Here is a 17,681-nt window from a genome sequence, read left to right as displayed (position 1 = left end):
ACAAAATACTCTATCGTGTTCATTTTTTAAACACTAGGTCTTTGTAAAGGACTGTAATCTCATCTTAAAACTTGGCACACAACTTGTATATATATAGGCAAATAGTTTAAACACACGCAAACACAGAGAATTTTGGAGAATACTATGAAACTTAACCTTAAGAACACATTACTTTCAGTTATTGTTCTAGCTTCGCTTGTCGGGTGTGGATCTGACGGTGGGTCTGGAAATGGAAGCACTTATGGAAATTACGCTGCTGGCTCTGCTAGTGAGTATGTTGATACAGCAAGAGGCTTACCGAATAGCTTAAGCACTGCGGATGAATTATCTCAAGCAATTGTGAATAATAATTTTGCAAATAGAAGTATTGGCGATTCTGAATATCCTATTTATACAATTTCTAGCTTTGATAATTTATCAGGATCAAATAATTCAGGTAATTGTGATGATTTTGAAGTATTTGGAATGAGTTTAGGAACTATATGTACTTCATCATCTTCTTCGTCTTCATCTGGCTATACTGTCGGTGGATATCGTGGTCTCTATAGAGATGGAAGAATTGCACGTAGTAATGAGTCTCTTGATGGCGCATTTGGATCTACTATTTCACAATTAGCTACTTTCTTGGCCAATAAAGTACAAGAGTCTGATGCAAATGGTACACTTTTTAAACGATATGGTTATGGATATGCTCCATATAAAGATGGAATGTGTAATGACTATAATTGGGTAAGAAGCTACTACAATGGATCGATACAATTTTGTACTCAAGTTGCACAAACATATGCAGTGGAGTGGATTGTGACAATTAACGGAAAAAGGGCCCTTATTAATATGAATGCACCACTTGCTTTACAACCAGTTTTAAGAGCAACAAGTGTAGGAGTTTCGGCTCACTAATAAATAAAAACGATTTTAAATTTATACCTGACTAAAAAGCGCGGCATTGTTCGCGCTTTTTTATTAAATTTAACCTAATTTACTCCGGCTAAATTGTGTCTACACGTGCATGAAATCTGAACATCATTTATAATAGAACTGTTTTAGTATTAAAAAAGGACTATTATATGGCAAAGTATCGTACAGATTTAATGGATGTGAATTTCAATCTATTTAAAGCGTGCAAAATTCAAGACGAAGCAAGCGAGCTTGGATATGGTGAAGCTGAATTAAAAGATATCCTAACTCAATTCGATAAATTCGTTGAAAATGAAATTTATCCAACTCGTCAAATTAGTGATGAGATTGGCGTAAAGCACGTTGATGGAAAAGTTATTGTTCCAGAAGTTTTTCACCAAGCAAATAAAGCCTTCTATGAGAATGGTTGGTATGCACTTGGTTATCCTGAAGAGGTTGGTGGAATGCCAGCTCCTCACGCAATGAAAGTTGCATGTACTTCAATGGCAATTGGTTCAAATGTTGCGTGGTCAATGTACTACGGACTGTCTCAAGGTGCCATGAATGTAATTCTTAAGGTTGGTTCTCAAGAACAGAAAGATCTATTTGTGACAAAGATGATGACAGGAGAGTGGGGAGGCACAATGTGTCTTACTGAGCCTGGTGCTGGATCTGATGTTGGGAACGCAAAGACGACGGCAAAACCTCTTGATAACGGGAAATACGCAATCAATGGTGTGAAGATTTTTATCTCTTCTGGAGAAAGTGATCTTTACGAAAATAACATCCACCTTGTTCTAGCAAGAACTCCTGGTGCTCCAGAAGGTACGAAGGGACTTTCCCTTTTTATCGTTCCACGCTTTAACGTTGAAACTGGTGAGACAAATAATGTTAAGTGCACAAAGCTAGAACATAAAATGGGGATTCACGCACAGGCAACATGCGAATTAACATTTGGCCAAGATGGTGAGTGTGTTGGAGAACTGATTGGGAAAGAGTTTGATGGAATGGCAAATATGTTCATCATGATGAATGAGGCAAGGCTTCTTTGTGGCCTTCAAGGTGAAGCTCAATCAAATCTTTGCTTTGAGCTTACTGAGCAATATGCAAGAGAGCGCTCTCAATTTGGTACCGAAATTATCAATATGCCAGATGTTAAGAGAATGCTTCTTAAAATGAGATCTACGGGACGTGGACTGAGAGCTCTTTCTCTTTATACAGCAAACCTTTTTGATAAAGCTGAAAAAGGTGATGATGAAGCTGAAAAAGAAATCGCATTATTTACTCCGATCTGTAAGGGATTTTGTACAGATGAGGGTGTAAATATCGCAAGTGAAGGTGTTCAAGTTCACGGCGGTTACGGATACTGTACTGAGTATGGAATTGAGCAATTTATGCGTGATACAAAGATTGCAACAATTTATGAAGGTACAAATGGTATCCAGGCGATCGACTTTGTTATGAGAAAAATTCTTATGGATAAAGGCGAAACATTCTTTAATGTAGGTAAGAAGATTCAAGCGACAATGAATAGAGAAGAGGCCAAGGCGTACCCTCATGAAGTTTCAATGATTGGGAAATCAATGGAGATGAGTGAAGAAGTTGTGAAGAAATTCGGATCGTTTATGGCGGCAAAGAATCAAAGCGCAGTTCTAGCTCACGCAACTGATTTTTTAAGTTATTGTGGAAACCTTGTCGTTTCATGGCTTCTTCTTGAGCATGCTTGTATTGCTCAAAATGAATTAAAGACGGCAACAGGTGAAGAAGAGAAAAAATATTATCAGTCTAAAATCGATGATTTTAAAGTTTTTTGTCAGTACCAATTAACGAGAAATATTGGACTCGCACATAGTGTTTTAAACTTCGAGGAAGATTTAACTTCGATTAATGTTTAATTAAAGATTAAGCACAAGGGTATGTGAGAGATGCAAGAAATGGAAAAAGGAGTCGATCTATTTAATGAGGCGACTCGTGGTAGTACAGACTACTATAAAGACAATGTTTATATCATGAAAAAGAAAGGAGAGTATGCTCCTTTAAGTTTCATGAAAAAGAAAGTTGAAGGCTTTGATGAGGAAAGCTTACTTAGTCGTGGATTTATCTACGACTCACTTGAGCTCGTAGGTGATAAAGAATTTTCTGAATGGTATGAGAAACAATTTTCTCGAAAGATGAAAAGGTCTCATGCTAAGCAGGTTCTAATTATTCACTTACCGGATAACAAAAGAATCTTTGACGCTATTGAAACAGTTAATAAGGTTTATGATATTCTTCGCGATGAGCGAATTATTTTTAATGGTAAGAAGCTTCCTGTTCAGTTGGGGGAGTGGTACGCAAAATGTATCTTCGGTCTAATGCAACAAAAGTCGACATCACAACGAGGTTTTGATTTCTACGTTGGTGATAAGAGAGTTGAAGTTGTTGTGCATTGGGGAGATCAAACATCTCCAAAAGGTGTAAAAGTTAGAAAGTCTCTATGTGATCTTTCAGCAAGCGTTATTATCATTTATCTAGCTCGTAACTTTATGATTCGAGATATCTGTCTTCTCGATTCAGATTATGTTTTAAGAAAATTTGCAGGAAAGGGACATACTCTTTTTCTAAAAGATTCTGAAATTAGTGGTTACTTCTTTTCAAAGTCAACGAAGCATAAAGATAAAGTCGTAAATAAGAATGCTCTTCTTAAATACGCTTTACCTAAGCTTGCGATGAATTTAACAGAATTCTTAGAAAGCTAAGATTATAGTAATTCATATTTTAAAAGGCGGCATTCAATGTCGCCATTTAAAAACTCTGTTTTCTTACTTGTTTTTAAACGAATATTTTTTCTTAGTGGCCCGTGAGCTGTAAGAATAAATGCTGTAGAACCCTTGAAGTTATTTTTAAGAGTTTCACCCATCTCGAAATAGAAGTCGTTAATATCAAGACCACCAATCGCTTGAATACGCTCTCCATAAGGAGGGTTAAATAGGATTAAACCTCTTTCAAATCCCGCAGGTGCTTGTGAATTAATGAAGTTTTCGCAGTTGAAGTTTACGAAATCAACACGGCCAAAACAGTTGAGAAGGTGAGTTCTCATGAGTTTAAAGTTTTCAACATCAGCATCATTGCAATAGAACTTATCATTTGGAATTGAATCTATTCTTTCCTGTGAATCTTTCATGATCTCGTGAACTTTATCAAAGTACCAATCAACTAGATTCGAATCATGAAACCACGGCTGACCTGTAAAAGAATACGGAGTCGTATTTTGTTTAAGTCTTAAAAATGCTGGCGATAATTTCAAGAAGTAGAAAATTGCTTCAATTAAAATTGTTCCTGAACCTGCCATTGGATCATAGAATGGACCTTGGCAGTCCCATTTTGTTTCTGCAATAAGAGAAGCCGCTAAGTTTTCACGAAGTGGCGCACGGTGTCCGCTTTCACGATAGCCACGCTTATCAAGAGAAGTTCCAACCATGTCAGCGTAAACAATTACCTTACAGCCTTCTTTAACCTTTTCAACACGTTGAAGAAAGCTAACGTTAGGTTCATTTGTCTCTACATTTGGACGCTTGTTAAATTTATCTCTCATATAATCAACAAGTGAATCTTTTAGAGTTTGTGAAAGGAAGATAGAACTTCTAAAAAGCTCCTTACTCTCACCATCTAGAAGAGTGTTAATTTTAAAAGTTTGCTCTGGAGTAATATAGTCTTCCCATGGAAGCTCACTTGCTCTTTTGTAGATTTGTTTTTCGTCACGAATATAGAAGAAGCCAACTTCTTTAAAGACACGAGAAGCAATTCTAGCGTTGAAGATATATTCAACTGTGGCCTTATTTCTTGCCTTAAATGAAGCTCCACCACGGCCGGCCTTGGCCTCGATACCGTTAGCACGTAGCTCATTTACTAGATATTGTTCGCAACCTCTTGGGCAAGAGGCAAAATAAAAACTCTTGTCATTAATGACTTTGTTCGACTTCTGATATTTTTCCATGACTCGATTTATGATTTATTTAGGTATGTGTCAAAGAAAAAGGCTTAAGTTGGTAAAAATTCGTTCATTTTCCTCAATAAAATAGGCTAATTTCCTTTGTATAGGGTTCAAACTTGGAGCATATGCTGATATAGTTTCGAACATAAATATATAAAGATTTATTCATACATAAAGTGAGGAAACATGAGCTTTACAGATTACAAAGTAGCAGACATCTCTCTAGCTGACTGGGGAAGAAAAGAAATTAAGATCGCTGAAACTGAAATGCCGGGACTAATGTCTCTAAGAAAAGAGTTTGGAGCGGCAAAGCCACTTAAAGGTGCAAAAATCGCTGGTTGTCTTCACATGACTATTCAAACAGCTGTACTTATTGAGACTCTAGTTGAGCTAGGTGCTGAAGTAAGATGGTCTTCATGTAATATTTATTCAACTCAAGATCAAGCTGCTGCTGCAATCGCTGCTGCTGGAATTCCTGTTTTTGCTTGGAAAGGTATGAACGAAGAGGAATTCGACTGGTGTATCGAGCAAACTCTTAAGTGGGCAGATGGATCAGCTCTTAACATGATCCTTGATGATGGTGGTGACCTTACAAATATGGTTCACGACAAATATCCTGAATTAATCGAAGGAATCAAAGGTCTTTCTGAAGAAACAACTACTGGTGTTCACAGACTATATGAAAGAGTTAGAAAAGGTACTCTTAAGATGCCAGCAATCAACATCAATGACTCTGTAACAAAGTCTAAATTTGATAACCTTTACGGATGTAGAGAGTCTCTAGTAGACGGTATCAAGCGTGCAACTGACGTAATGATCGCAGGTAAAACTTGTGTTGTTGTTGGTTACGGTGATGTTGGTAAGGGTTCTGCTCAGTCTTTCAAAGGTCTAGGAGCAAGAGTTATCGTTACTGAAATCGATCCAATCTGTGCTCTTCAAGCAGCAATGGAAGGTTTCGAAGTAATGAAAATGGATAAAGCAGCTTCTGAAGGTGATATCTTCGTAACAACTACTGGTTGTCTAAAAGTTATCAATGCTTCACACCTTGATAAGATGAGAGACGGTGCAATCGTATGTAACATTGGTCACTTCGATTCAGAAATCGAAATTTCTCACCTACACAATAACTACGAAGAAGATAACATCAAGCCACAGGTAGATATGTATACTTCAAAAGATGGAAGAAGAATTATCCTTCTTGCTCAAGGTCGTCTAGTTAACCTTGGATGTGCTACTGGTCACCCATCATTCGTAATGTCTAACTCATTCTGTAACCAAGTAATTGCTCAAATGGAACTTTGGGACAATGCTGGTAAGTATGAGAACAAAGTTTATATGCTACCAAAGCACCTGGATGAAAAAGTTGCTATGCTTCACCTTGAAAGAATTAATGTTGAAATCGATACATTAACTGCTGAGCAAGCTGAGTACCTAGACATCCCAGTTCAAGGTCCATATAAGCCAGAACACTACAGATACTAAGCAACTGCTATATATGAAGCCTCCGAAAGGAGGCTTTCTTATTTAAGGTAAAACTATGAGCAAAAAGATTTTTCTAGCTACTGATCATGGTGCTTTCGAACAAAAGGAAGCAGTTAAGAAATTCTTAATCGATGAAGGTTATGAGGTCGAGGACCTAGGGACTCACTCAACTGACTCATGCCACTATCCAGAATATGCTATTGCTTTGGCAAAAGCAGTTCAGAAAGAGGGAAGAGGAATTCTTCTTTGTGGATCTGGTATTGGTGTTTGCATGGTTGCTAATAAATTTAAAGGAATTCGAGCGGCCCTTTGTCACAGTGTCGATTTAGCTAGGCTTTCACGTGAGCATAATAATGCAAATGTGATTTGTTTTGGTGGCCGTATTTCATCAAGTGAAGAAGTTCTGGCCATGACAAAAGTATGGCTTGCGACTGAGTTTGAAGGCGGCAGACATCAAACCCGCATTGACATGTTCACTGACCTCGGTGAAAATTAATCTTATGTTTAAAGTTAAATGGACTGAATATATCTCATTCTTTGTTATCTTAGTTGTTGGTATTTATAGCTTATATATATCAAGAACTGATTTAGCTTATTTTGATAAAGTACTAAGTGCTCAAAATGGACTACTCGAGTGGTTTACTTTCGTAGGGCTTTGTCTCATTTCATTTGGCTACTTCTATCGCAGAAAAGTTCTAGCAAAGTTTAGAGATCGTAAATTTCTTATTATGTTAAGTACTCAAGGTGTCTTCTATGTGATCTGTGCACTAGAAGAGGTTAGTTGGGGGCAACGTGTTTTTGGTTGGCACTCACCTGAGATGTTTAGAGATATTAACAGTGTCCTTCTTGAAACTAACTTTCAAAATTGGCTTATTGCCCGTGGAGTTTCACATGAGTCTTGGAACTTATCGTTAAGAGTAATCCTGTTTATCTATCTTTTTGCTGTTCCTTTTTCATATTGTAAAGTTGAGAAGGCCAAGCAATTCATCGATAAATTTGCTCTACCGGTACCGAAGGCCACTCATATTTTAAGTTTTATGATTCTATTAGTGATTACACTTTATATTCCAAGCGAGAATAAGGTGCAATTTGCTGAGTTTTGTTTGACTTGGGTTTTAACGGCCCTAACATTAGAGCCATTTAACCGCAGTATGTTTTCTCGTCGAAGTTTAGTTCGCTAGTCTTTCTATTAGCTAAGCGTGCTTTACGCAACTTGGACATTTTCTTTTAAGCATTCTTCTATATGCATTTGTTGTCTTATGAAAGTAGCTTGTTGCCTTTTGTCCCATATTGCTTTCGATTAGCCAGCTAAATTTATTAACAAGAGGATAGAGTTTGGCTAGGTGAGTGATCACTTCATCACCTTTTAGAATCTTACTATCACTTGTTATATAGTGGACTACTTCTTGGCACTCTTCTTTGTTGAGTTGAGGGTGTACTTGATAAAGTTTATCATCGTTTACACTGACAAAGTTAACTGATTTTGCGTCTTCTAAGCGAGCAAGGGAGTCCTTGAACCTAACACATAGTGGGCATTCATCATCGAAAATGAGAAGCGGTAATTTATAATTTTCTTCCATGAAAACAACCTTTTATTTATTGTGCTCCTAATTTCTTAGTTGCTGAGTAACGATATCTTCTTGATATGATCTCAAAAATATTACTAGATTTATCTTTAGTGATACCTGCATTTTTTTGTGCTCTTTGAGAGAAATCTAATATCTCTGCACTTGTATTAGCATTGTCTTTCACTTTCTTCTTAAGTAGGTGAGCATATGGATTAGTCGCAGTCTTCTTTTTCTTCTTTTTATTATCGAGACCGCTTCCGCCTCTAAAGTAAAGGCCATTATCTTTTGGTTTATAAGAAGCAGTATACTTGCCTACTTTTCCTCTTAGTCCCGAAGCACGAGATTTAAGTTTTGCCTCTGCCGACTTACTTTCGTTAGTTTCTGGTGTTGCTGACATCGCATTTGCTACAGCTCCGTCAAAACCAAGTTGTCTAAGTCCTTCAGCAATCTTCGGGTCTTTTTTCTTGTAGCTATCAGGAAGAGTAACCTTGCTAAGTCCATCTTTAAGCTTGTCATTAGCGATAGCAAAGATCTTTCCAGCAGTAGCATTAAAGTTGTTTGAACTATCTCCTGGAGTCGAAATACCATTTGTCATTTTGTAGAAATCATCAAGACTAGTTCCTAGGCCACCTGGAATGTGCATTCCATTGATCTTTGCAGAAATTCTAGAATCGAGACATGTATTTGTTTGGCGACAAGTACAGTTCAGGTCTTCTTTTACATTGTTATCAACACAAGTAACTTGCCAGTTATTATTTTGAGCAGTTCTTTGTCTAATTTGCGGATAACAGTACTTAACGTCATTCATTGTCTCTGGTTGACTACAGTAACAGTCACGATCTGAAACAGGGTTACACTTTCCTTTACCACTTAGTTTATTAGCTACATTATTTAATTTATCAGCAGCATCGCCGTGCATTTTGTGTTCCCACATATAGTAACTAGTCATAAGTGTCGAAGCTCCAAGCTTAACCCAGTTACTCCAACCACTTGTGAATCCACCCATTGTGGCCATTGAGGTAACATAGCATACTGTCGTCGCTCCCCATCCTTTTCTTTGAATATCAACAGACTTTTGACGATCGCGGTGAGAGCGTGCCTGTTTATAAAGGGCCTGGCTTTGAGCATTCTCAACATCTGGCTCTGTTGCTAGTGCAAACTCATCACTCTTTTGTTGAGTAACTCGTGCAATAACTTCAGCCCCCATAGGAATATATTGGCAGTAATCAGTACCTTCTTCTTCTCTAGCTTTGTCATGTTCTGATTGTGCAGCTTTTACATCATCTGGTGATGCTTTGGAGTCGGCCATTGCTTCGGCCTTGCCATTTTCGTTGAATGAGATTCCTTTCTCTTTATATTTAGAGGCAACATCCTTCTTTGTGACAACATCTATTTCGTTAAATTTTCCGCCACCACCAGCTTGTGACATGGCCGGCATAATAATCGAGTAGGCTTGACCTACGGCCTTAAACATTGATGGTGACATTCCCATGAATTTCTCACCGTCAGTTGCATCGCCACCCTTTCTTATATTTTCACACTCTTGAGAGCTACCACATTCTTCGGCCCACTTCTCGTCGGCTTCTCTTTGCTGATAGCCTGCATGAGTGTAATTATCCATTGTATACTTTTCTCTGTCCGTGACATTCCCAGCTGCTACATCAGCTTCAGATGGCGCTTCGTAATTAGAATCTTGTCCATATGACGTAAATGAACACGTTACTAATAATAGCACCACGAGAGTTGTGAATATTTTTGATTTTGGCCTCAACATTAGCTAACCCCAATTATTTAGATTCTTTATGATTTTAACACGCTGTGGTGATAGTCGGGAGGTCTGTAATATATGCCTCATGAAAAAATATGTGAAATCAGTAGGTTACGTGCTTGCCTTAGTTGGGAATGTGAGAAAAGTGATGCACATTATTTGGGGCATCTTCGATTGAGCTTTGGTTGCCAAAAATACCTGAAATTGCTAGATTAAAGGCATAACCTAATTAGTGAGAAATATCATGGCCAATACATCAAAAGATACTACAACTGACAAAAAACCACGTGAAGCTGAGCTATCTCACTCTATGGTTCACTACCTTTTAGCAATTCATAAGCTAAAAGAAGAAAAAGGTTATGCTCGAGTTACTGATATTGCCAAAGATTTAGGTTTAACAAAGGGTTCTGTTTCTACAGCTCTTAATAATCTTAAAAAACGTAATCTTGTAAAAGAAGAAGATGATACAAAGTTTCTTCTTTTAACAGATAACGGACACGATGAAGTTCACAAGACTTTAACTTCTCGTACACTTCTTTATTATTTCCTTAAAGACTTTGTTGGTGTTTCAGAAGAGATTGCAGAAAAAGATTCATGCATGATCGAACACCTTTTAAGTGAGGAAACTAGTACAAAATTCTTTGAATTCATGAAGACACTTTCTTGCTCATGTGACGATCTTGCAAAAAGTGGTAAACTTCCTAAAGGGTTTAATTTTCAGACAACTTTAAGTCTTTGTGACTACAAGACGGCTGAAGAATTCATGGAAGGTCAAAAGGGTGATACGTACTTACAAGAAGAAAAAGACGCATAAATTCTTTGTTCTTTTAGTTCTTTTTATTTTAGAACTATCTTCAGCATCCGCCACTGAATACTGCTTTAACAGAAGTCGACCAATTCATACGATTCGTATGGATCTTATGAAATATGTGATTGATGGTGAAAAGATAAAAATTGATTCTCATAAGAATTGCTTAAATCTTGAAATTAAATCTTACCGTCAGGAATTATTTCGTAAGCTTGTGAATAAGTATTTTCCTAAGCAGCTAGAGAGAAGCTCTTTATCCCTATACACCCAAGATATGTGCAAATTTCGATTGAAAGAGGTCACAAAACTTAAGGATAAAGTTAATGAGCAAATTTCTGATATTATCAGTTCCGAAGGGAATCGCTTTGAAATTGATTTTGGTGGTGAGCACTATTACGCTACTTGTTCAAAAAAAGGTAGTGTGTACCTTCTTGATCTAAGAAGTAAATCTAATAAAGATCAACTAACTTCACTTACTTTTAATTTGGGTAAATGGGTTGATTTAACTTCACTTACAAAGCTTGAGAATAAAGAATATTCTCTTATGGTGATTGAATAATGAAAAATATTATAACGGCCGTTAAAGAGATAAATGCGGGTCTTTTTGGTCTTTCAACATCTGAGAAGAAAAATATTCTCTTAGTAACATTCACTTTATTTATAGCGTTTTTTTCATATCCAATGATTCGCTCTAGCTCAACAGCTTTATTTATTCAAAGCTATGGAGCAAAGAGTACGCCTTGGATTTGGCTGTCTTCTGTGTTGTTCTTAGGATTTAGTGTCAGTATCATTAATGAACTTCAAAAGCATTTTTCAATAGCAAAAATTTTTAATTCTATTGTGGCAGTCTCACTCGTTCTAATGGGAGGAGCCTTAATTGTTCATGGTAGTGGTCATCATATTGGAAGTGGTGTTTTCGCTGTTTGGAAAGAAGTCTATATTATTCTTGTCGTTCATTTATCACTTGGTTATTTAAATTCTGTCATTGACGTCAAAGTTGCCAAACTTGTCTATGGGCCACTTGGTGCTCTCGGCTCCTTAGGGGGAATTTTAGGAGGGCTACTCACTACTAAACTTATGAAGGGCGTGGGGGTTTACTATGCGGCTTCAAGTGGTTTATTAGTTTTGTCTTTAGTTATTGTTATATTTAGTCTTACACAAAAACAATATTTAGCACTTAAAGAAAAGTCTCCAATAACATCACTTGCCGATAAGAAGCTCTATGTGTTCTTCATTTGTGACCTAATTATTCTTTCTCAAGTGGTGATTAATCTTGCAAATTATAAGTTCAATCTAGGTCTAGAGATATTTAAGGATGCTAACGAAAAAGGTGCATATCTTGGAAATATATATTCATCGATTAATGCGATATCCTTAATTGTCCAAATTGTTATTATTCCAATCGCTTTTAAATACTTTAAAGTTTCTACTGTACATATTTTCATACCATTTGTTTATCTTGTATTAATCTTACTTGATCGATTGGAGTACTTGGGTTTACTGGGGACAGCAATATTATTTGTAGGCTTTAAAGGACTTGATTATTCAATCTTTTCGGCCGCCAAGGAGATGCTTTACTTCCCTTTGAGTAAAGAACAAAAGTACGGGGCCAAGTATATCGTGGATATGGTTGTGTATCGTGCGTCAAAAATGGGTATTTCAGCTCTACTCTTAGTGTTTACGAGTTTGGCTTTTACCCAAAATATGCTAATAATATCAGTGTTACTTTGGCTAGTTCTAGCGGCCTTTATGGCCATTAAGTTTCGTTCAGAGTAATGTCTTTAATAAAATTCATTTAGGAGTTTATATGTCTAATCCATTATTAGAAAAATTCACAAATCCACATGGTGCAAGACCATTTGATACAATCAAGAATGAGCATTACATGCCGGCAATTCGCGAAGCAATTAAAATGCACAAAGAAGAAATCGAAGCGATTAAAAGCTTTGATGGAGAACTTACATTTGCAAATATCATTGAGCCGTATGCAAATTCAGGGAGTGCAATTGAAGATATTTCAATGATCTTCTTTAACCTAAAGTCTGCAAACACAGATGATGAGATGAATGAAATTGCAAAAGAATTCTCTCCTCTTTTAACAGCTCACGGAAATGACGTTAATCTTGACGCTGATCTATTCGCAAAAGTAAAAGTTGTTTTCGATAACAAAGAAAATGAAGACTTAAATGCTGAGCAAATGACACTTCTTTCAAAGATTTATAAGGGCTTCGTTAGAAACGGTGCTTTATTAAGTGAAGAAGATAAGAACAAAGTTAGAAAGATCGATGAAGAACTTTCAAAACTAGGACTTGAGTTCTCAGATAACCTTTTAAAAGAAACTAATAAGTTTGAAATGATACTTGATAATAAAGAAGATCTTGCTGGTCTTCCTGAAGGACTTATTGAAGCTGCTGCGATGACAGCAACTGAAAAAGGTCATGAGGGTAAATGGGTATTTACTCTTGATTACCCAAGCTTTGGTCCCTTCATTACTTACTCAGAAAATCGTGAGCTACGTAAGAAAATGACAATCGCTTCTGGTACAAAATGTGCCAAGGGTGACGAGCTTGATAACCAAGAAAATGTAAAAAGAATTGCACAGCTTCGTTATGAAAGAGCTGGAATTCTTGGATACAAAAGCCACGCCGATTATATTCTTGAAGAGCGTATGGCCATGAGTGCACAAAACGTTTTTGATCTTCTAAATCAGCTTAAAGATAAAGCAATGCCTGCTGCGATTGAGCATATGGATGAAGTTAAAGCTTATGCAAAAGAACAAGATGGTATCGAAGATTTCGCTTCTTGGGACTATATGTACTATTACGAGAAGCTTAAGAAAGAAAGATATAGTATTGATGATGAAATGCTTAAGCCATACTTTAAATTAGAAAATGTTTTAAATGGTGTTTTTGAAGTTGCAACAAAACTTTATGGACTTAACTTTAAAGAAGTTTCTAATATTCCAAAGTATCACCAAGATGTAATGACTTATGAAATCACTGATCGTGATGGAAACTTCATTTCTCTATTTTATGGTGACTACTTCCCACGTGCTTCAAAGCGTGGTGGAGCATGGATGACAGCCTTTAGAGAACAATATGTTCAAAATGGAGAGGATGTACGTCCACACATTGCAAACGTATGTAACTTTACAAAGCCAACAACAACGAAGCCATCACTTCTAACATTTAATGAAGTAACAACTCTATTCCACGAATTTGGTCACGCGCTTCATGGTATTTTAACTAAGTGTCAGTACCGTATGCTTTCTGGTCCAAACGTATTCTGGGACTTCGTTGAGCTTCCATCTCAAATTATGGAAAACTGGGCATTTGAAAAAGAATGTCTTGATCTATTTGCTAAGCACTATGAAACTGGAGAGTTAATTCCAGCAGAATTAGTACAAAAACTAAAAGATAGTTCAAACTTTGGAGAAGGACGTCACACTGTTCGTCAATTAAGCCTTGGACTACTTGATATGGCATGGCACTCAGGTGATCCATCAACGATTACAAGTGTTGAGGAATTTGAAAAACTTGCAACTCAAGATGTTGATCTTCTTCCAAGAGTACCAGGTGTGATGACTTCAACATCATTTGGGCACATCTTTGCTGGTGGATATTCTGCAGGTTACTACTCGTACAAATGGGCAGAAGTTCTTGATGCAGATGCGTTTGAATTATTCCTTGAAGAAGGGATCTTTAACACAACGATTGCTGATCGCTTTAGAGAAAATATCCTAGAAAAAGGTGGTTCAGAGCACCCAATGGATCTTTATAAGAGATTCCGTGGACGTGAGCCAGAGGTTGATGCACTACTTAGACGTGGTGGTCTTATCTAGCCCTTAACGAATAAAGCAAAGGCTCCTTTTTAGGAGCCTTTTTTATTTTCGAAAATTTCTTTAGCATGATACCAAGTATAGTAATCCTTCGCATTCTTAAGCTCTAAGAGGTGAGGAATCAATTGATCTGAATAGTCAATTGAACTCTCTTTAGGTAAGGCCGAAGGAAGGTTATCAATTGCAATAATATTACACTCGTGATCAATTGAACTTTCTATACGGTGAAGTGGTTTATCCCAAGTTGTATGGACATTATAAACTGGGATTGGATTTAGATCACTATTTGGATCACAACTAACATCACAAATAAGTGAAAGCTTCTCATTCCTCTCCATAATCGCTTTATCAAGAAAAGGAGCAATCTTCTTTGTCATAAGAACTGTGTTGATGAAAATATCAGCGTTAATGATTTCATCGAATGGTCCACCTACTTTAGTTTCTTCTACGTCCCAATTAATTGACTCTAGTTCAAGATCTGAAAGTAGCTCTCTTGCTCCGCTTCCACAACGCCCTTGGGCGCCAATAATAAAAGTACAAGGGTTGCGCTTACCCTGTCTTTTATTGTTAATAATTTTAAGCCACTCTTCTTTAGAGGAATAGTGCTTTAAGGGTGCAGGTGAGTCTGAAAAAAAGTTTTCAACACTAAGTGCTGCTCCTACATATCCGGCCCAGTAACCGAAGGCCGCAACACGTCTATTGTCTTCATTAAGCAAGAATTCAAGATCAAATAATGTTCCACCGCCTTTACTGTAGCGATCAAAAACTTGCTCAGCTCCATGCTGACCTTTATAGATATGGGCAAAGTAGATATGATTGTGCTTTAGTGGAAACTCATCCGTTTCTTTCAATTCTTTTAAACCTAGAATAAAGACGTCATCGCTTATTGGAGCATCTGTTATCCATGCGTGACTTTCTTTAATTTCACAACCTAGCTTTTCATATTCTTCTATTGGAAAGATTCTATCCTGTGATTTCTCAACGATAACTTTATAGCCGGCATCGATCAGCTTTTTTGCATTTTCTGGTGTTAGAGGAGTTCTTTTTTCAAATGCTTTATCCTCATCTCTTAACCATATTGTTGTCATACTATATAACCTTGTCTTTAAATTAGATTTGATCTTGTATTGATGTATCCCTATCGACAGTTTCGTTATTTAAGTTAAATAGAGCTTTCATATCAGAAAATAGCATTCGAGGAAAAATGAGAGCACAGAAAGCGATACAAACGACGATTAAAATCTCTTCAGTTGCAAATTGATTTCCAATAAATGTTAGGATAATCCCTCCTAAAATATTTGGAACAACAAAGCCTAAATCTAGTAAGGCAAAAATTCTTGCAAGATATTTTGTTTCTACTTTTAATGAAACATAATTTAGTTGATTTGTAATACGTACAAAGACAACAAATCCCCAAACAAAGAAAATTGCCAGTGTTGCTGTATATGAAGCAGCATATAACCAAAGCGCCATGAGAAGTGGTTCAATGTAGAGGGCCGCAATAATAATCTTTCCAACTGGTTTCTCTTTTAGAATAGTCGAGCTTGCCCATCCCCCAAATAGTCCGCCTAGACCAAAGAGAGCAAGCCCTATCCCATAGTCTTGTTTCGTAGCTCCAAGTGTTTCTGTTAGGTAAGGTAGTATTAGTGGAAACATAAAACCAAGAACAAGTCCTTCGATGATAACATTTGAAATGACAGCAAAAAGTTCCTTTTGCGTTCTGGCATATTTAATTCCATTTTTTATTTCAGACAGAAAGTTTTCACTATTTCCTTCCTGTCTTGGAGGGTTATAGGTAAGGCTCATAATAAAATAAATACCAACAATATATGTTAGGAAATCTAGAGCAATAACTTCCTTGATTCCACCAAAGGCCGTAAACATAGTGGCACCAAGAAATGGGCCAATCATGTGAAGTACTGCAAAGGCAGAACCGAATAGGGCATTCGCTCGATTCATGTCTTTTTGAGGGACAATGTCGTTAACCATAGCTTGTCTTGTTGGATTATACATTCCAGTGAAGAGAGCAATGAGGCCATCGCAAAGGATGACAACTTCTGGAGTCTTAGCGAAGATGATCGTAAAAATTATTGGAATTCTAATGTAATTTGTGAAAAGGAGAACATTCTTTCGATTGTATTTTTCTCCAATAACACCACCAATTAAATTTCCGATTGTTAAAAAGAAGAGAAATACTGCTCGAGCTGCACCAAGATAACTTTTGTTATGATTTGATAATTCAAATACTAAAAGCATTAGTGCAGTCTCTGACACAAACGAGCCTAGCTCGGATGTTAGTCCTGCAATATAAAGCCTTCTAAAATTTTGATAGCGTAAAACCTTAGGAAGCTTGAACATAATTAGGATCTTTTAGCTAAAAATTCGTCAACAGATGTTTCAAATTCAGAAACAATTCGGTCAACAATTTCTTTAACAGTTTCAATCTTTGTAATGAACTCAATTGAAGGTCCGGCAACCCAAACTGTTTTGTATGTGGCACCAAAAGCTGCATTCTCAACAGCTTTCATTCCTTTGTAACCAGTAAGCATTTTCGCATACTTTTTAAGCTTCTTATTTTTGCTCATGGCCTTTTCAATAACATTTTGTTCAGTTCCAATCTTTTGCACGTAAGGAGTGTTGATAACTGTACAAGGCGTCCCTGAAATTTTATTCGACATGACAATATCTTTAGCACCATATTGAACGACTGCTTCTTTATAAGCATCAGATACGATTGATTCTTTCGTCGCAATGAATGGAGAACCGATTGAAACACCTTCGCATCCTAGGGCCATAATACTAAAGAGGCCCGATCCTGTTGCAATACCTCCAGCTGAAATAACTGGTATATTTAAGTTCTTTTTAAGTAGTGGAACGAGAATACTTGCTGGTGTTGGTCCCGCGTGTCCCCCGGCACCAGAGTTTACTGCAATTACTGCATCAGCTCCTTGGTCTTGAACTTTTTGTGCATATTTAAGATCAACGACATCACAAATTATCTTAGTTCCTTGTGGACGACACTTTTCGATAACTTCTTTTGGATTTCCAAGTGATGTGATAATGAAGTCTGGAGCATACTTCGCGCAAAGCTCAATTTGCTTGTGCATATGGATGTTTGACTGATTTGCAATGATATTGATTCCAAAAGGACCTTCACATCTTTCTTTTAATTCTTTTAGTCCTTCTTCAAACTCTTCTGGAGTACGCCAGTTAAGAGCAGGGATACAACCCATAATACCTGCCTTAGAAGCCTCAACCAGCATATCGATACTAGTTACAAGGAACATTGGGGCCATAATAATTGGGTATTTGATATTAAAAGTTTCTGTTAGCCATGTTTTCATCAT

16 protein-coding genes are annotated in these 17,681 nt (G+C 37.0%); 10 read left to right on the top strand and 6 right to left on the bottom strand.

The annotated features are described in order from the left end of the window. Nucleotides 1-144 precede the first annotated feature (144 nt). The 3 genes from ACMAYS_RS07465 to ACMAYS_RS07455 all read left to right on the top strand — a co-directional run bounded on the left by ACMAYS_RS07465 (nucleotide 145) and on the right by ACMAYS_RS07455 (nucleotide 3,635). On the top strand, nucleotides 145-900 hold the full coding sequence (locus ACMAYS_RS07465; protein ID WP_103218840.1) for a hypothetical protein: 756 nt from the start codon (nucleotides 145-147) through the stop codon (nucleotides 898-900). Between the two features lie 167 nt (nucleotides 901-1,067). Continuing rightward, on the top strand, nucleotides 1,068-2,792 hold the full coding sequence (locus ACMAYS_RS07460; protein ID WP_412463030.1) for an acyl-CoA dehydrogenase: 1,725 nt from the start codon (nucleotides 1,068-1,070) through the stop codon (nucleotides 2,790-2,792). A 39-nt stretch (nucleotides 2,793-2,831) separates the two neighbouring features. Next, complete coding sequence (locus ACMAYS_RS07455) at nucleotides 2,832-3,635, top strand: hypothetical protein (RefSeq protein ID WP_146037900.1); 804 nt, start codon at nucleotides 2,832-2,834, stop codon at nucleotides 3,633-3,635. Nucleotides 3,636-3,637: 2 nt separating this feature from the next. Here ACMAYS_RS07455 and ACMAYS_RS07450 read toward each other — a convergent pair whose 3' ends face one another. Beyond that, nucleotides 3,638-4,873, bottom strand: coding sequence for a THUMP domain-containing class I SAM-dependent RNA methyltransferase (locus ACMAYS_RS07450; RefSeq protein ID WP_103218843.1), 1,236 nt, complete (start codon nucleotides 4,871-4,873; stop codon nucleotides 3,638-3,640). Between the two features lie 183 nt (nucleotides 4,874-5,056). On the opposite strand from ACMAYS_RS07450, the gene ahcY reads away from it, so the two are divergent. From ahcY to ACMAYS_RS07435, 3 genes are read left to right on the top strand one after another with little or no spacing between them, the layout of a single operon-like run. After that, nucleotides 5,057-6,352: an adenosylhomocysteinase gene (gene ahcY / locus ACMAYS_RS07445; RefSeq protein ID WP_103218844.1), complete on the top strand. Its 1,296-nt coding sequence runs from the start codon at nucleotides 5,057-5,059 to the stop codon at nucleotides 6,350-6,352. Nucleotides 6,353-6,407: 55 nt separating this feature from the next. Further along, nucleotides 6,408-6,848, top strand: coding sequence for a ribose 5-phosphate isomerase B (rpiB, locus tag ACMAYS_RS07440; protein ID WP_103218845.1), 441 nt, complete (start codon nucleotides 6,408-6,410; stop codon nucleotides 6,846-6,848). Between the two features lie 4 nt (nucleotides 6,849-6,852). Further along, nucleotides 6,853-7,533 (top strand): hypothetical protein, encoded by a 681-nt coding sequence (locus tag ACMAYS_RS07435; RefSeq protein WP_146037901.1) that lies wholly within the window; start codon nucleotides 6,853-6,855, stop codon nucleotides 7,531-7,533. Nucleotides 7,534-7,545: 12 nt separating this feature from the next. Here ACMAYS_RS07435 and ACMAYS_RS07430 read toward each other — a convergent pair whose 3' ends face one another. Then, nucleotides 7,546-7,932, bottom strand: coding sequence for a thiol-disulfide oxidoreductase DCC family protein (locus tag ACMAYS_RS07430; RefSeq protein ID WP_103218847.1), 387 nt, complete (start codon nucleotides 7,930-7,932; stop codon nucleotides 7,546-7,548). A gap of 16 nt (nucleotides 7,933-7,948) precedes the next feature. Next, nucleotides 7,949-9,658, bottom strand: coding sequence for a hypothetical protein (locus tag ACMAYS_RS07425; RefSeq protein WP_146037902.1), 1,710 nt, complete (start codon nucleotides 9,656-9,658; stop codon nucleotides 7,949-7,951). A gap of 274 nt (nucleotides 9,659-9,932) precedes the next feature. Here ACMAYS_RS07425 and ACMAYS_RS07420 point away from each other — a divergent pair, with 274 nt between their 5' ends. The 4 genes from ACMAYS_RS07420 to ACMAYS_RS07405 are packed head-to-tail and all read left to right on the top strand — an operon-like array spanning nucleotide 9,933 to nucleotide 14,337. Continuing rightward, nucleotides 9,933-10,502: a metal-dependent transcriptional regulator gene (locus ACMAYS_RS07420; RefSeq protein WP_103218849.1), complete on the top strand. Its 570-nt coding sequence runs from the start codon at nucleotides 9,933-9,935 to the stop codon at nucleotides 10,500-10,502. Beyond that, nucleotides 10,468-11,055 (top strand): hypothetical protein, encoded by a 588-nt coding sequence (locus ACMAYS_RS07415; RefSeq protein ID WP_412463029.1) that lies wholly within the window; start codon nucleotides 10,468-10,470, stop codon nucleotides 11,053-11,055. Before ACMAYS_RS07420 ends, ACMAYS_RS07415 begins: the two co-directional genes overlap by 35 nt. Continuing rightward, complete coding sequence (locus ACMAYS_RS07410; RefSeq protein ID WP_412463028.1) at nucleotides 11,055-12,272, top strand: Npt1/Npt2 family nucleotide transporter; 1,218 nt, start codon at nucleotides 11,055-11,057, stop codon at nucleotides 12,270-12,272. Before ACMAYS_RS07415 ends, ACMAYS_RS07410 begins: the two co-directional genes overlap by 1 nt. 31 nt (nucleotides 12,273-12,303) lie before the next feature. After that, the gene (locus tag ACMAYS_RS07405) at nucleotides 12,304-14,337 is read left to right on the top strand and encodes a M3 family metallopeptidase (RefSeq protein ID WP_412463027.1); all 2,034 of its coding nucleotides are present in this window, start codon (nucleotides 12,304-12,306) and stop codon (nucleotides 14,335-14,337) included. A gap of 29 nt (nucleotides 14,338-14,366) precedes the next feature. On the opposite strand, the gene ACMAYS_RS07400 is transcribed toward ACMAYS_RS07405, so the two are convergent. From ACMAYS_RS07400 to ACMAYS_RS07390, 3 genes are read right to left on the bottom strand one after another with little or no spacing between them, the layout of a single operon-like run. Then, nucleotides 14,367-15,422, bottom strand: coding sequence for a saccharopine dehydrogenase (locus ACMAYS_RS07400; protein WP_103218853.1), 1,056 nt, complete (start codon nucleotides 15,420-15,422; stop codon nucleotides 14,367-14,369). 22 nt (nucleotides 15,423-15,444) lie between these two features. Then, on the bottom strand, nucleotides 15,445-16,692 hold the full coding sequence (locus ACMAYS_RS07395) for an MFS transporter (protein WP_103218854.1): 1,248 nt from the start codon (nucleotides 16,690-16,692) through the stop codon (nucleotides 15,445-15,447). 2 nt (nucleotides 16,693-16,694) lie between these two features. Continuing rightward, nucleotides 16,695-17,681 (bottom strand): NAD(P)H-dependent flavin oxidoreductase, encoded by a 987-nt coding sequence (locus tag ACMAYS_RS07390; protein WP_412463026.1) that lies wholly within the window; start codon nucleotides 17,679-17,681, stop codon nucleotides 16,695-16,697.

This window comes from Halobacteriovorax sp. RT-2-6 (genome assembly GCF_047085025.1).
Taxonomy (GTDB): Bacteria; Bdellovibrionota; Bacteriovoracia; order Bacteriovoracales; family Bacteriovoracaceae; genus Halobacteriovorax_A.
This window is presented reverse-complemented; position numbering and strand designations above follow the sequence as displayed.

Coding starts and splice junctions, on each gene's coding strand:
- ACMAYS_RS07400 (WP_103218853.1), bottom strand. CDS start 15,422: ATGACAACAATATGGTTAAGAGATGAGGATAAAGCATTTGAAAAAAGA.
- ACMAYS_RS07420 (WP_103218849.1), top strand. CDS start 9,933: ATGGCCAATACATCAAAAGATACTACAACTGACAAAAAACCACGTGAA.
- ACMAYS_RS07395 (WP_103218854.1), bottom strand. CDS start 16,692: ATGTTCAAGCTTCCTAAGGTTTTACGCTATCAAAATTTTAGAAGGCTT.
- ACMAYS_RS07410 (WP_412463028.1), top strand. CDS start 11,055: ATGAAAAATATTATAACGGCCGTTAAAGAGATAAATGCGGGTCTTTTT.
- ACMAYS_RS07455 (WP_146037900.1), top strand. CDS start 2,832: ATGGAAAAAGGAGTCGATCTATTTAATGAGGCGACTCGTGGTAGTACA.
- ACMAYS_RS07390 (WP_412463026.1), bottom strand. CDS start 17,681: ATGATGAAAACATGGCTAACAGAAACTTTTAATATCAAATACCCAATT.
- ahcY (WP_103218844.1), top strand. CDS start 5,057: ATGAGCTTTACAGATTACAAAGTAGCAGACATCTCTCTAGCTGACTGG.
- ACMAYS_RS07460 (WP_412463030.1), top strand. CDS start 1,068: ATGGCAAAGTATCGTACAGATTTAATGGATGTGAATTTCAATCTATTT.
- ACMAYS_RS07435 (WP_146037901.1), top strand. CDS start 6,853: ATGTTTAAAGTTAAATGGACTGAATATATCTCATTCTTTGTTATCTTA.
- rpiB (WP_103218845.1), top strand. CDS start 6,408: ATGAGCAAAAAGATTTTTCTAGCTACTGATCATGGTGCTTTCGAACAA.
- ACMAYS_RS07430 (WP_103218847.1), bottom strand. CDS start 7,932: ATGGAAGAAAATTATAAATTACCGCTTCTCATTTTCGATGATGAATGC.
- ACMAYS_RS07450 (WP_103218843.1), bottom strand. CDS start 4,873: ATGGAAAAATATCAGAAGTCGAACAAAGTCATTAATGACAAGAGTTTT.
- ACMAYS_RS07465 (WP_103218840.1), top strand. CDS start 145: ATGAAACTTAACCTTAAGAACACATTACTTTCAGTTATTGTTCTAGCT.
- ACMAYS_RS07405 (WP_412463027.1), top strand. CDS start 12,304: ATGTCTAATCCATTATTAGAAAAATTCACAAATCCACATGGTGCAAGA.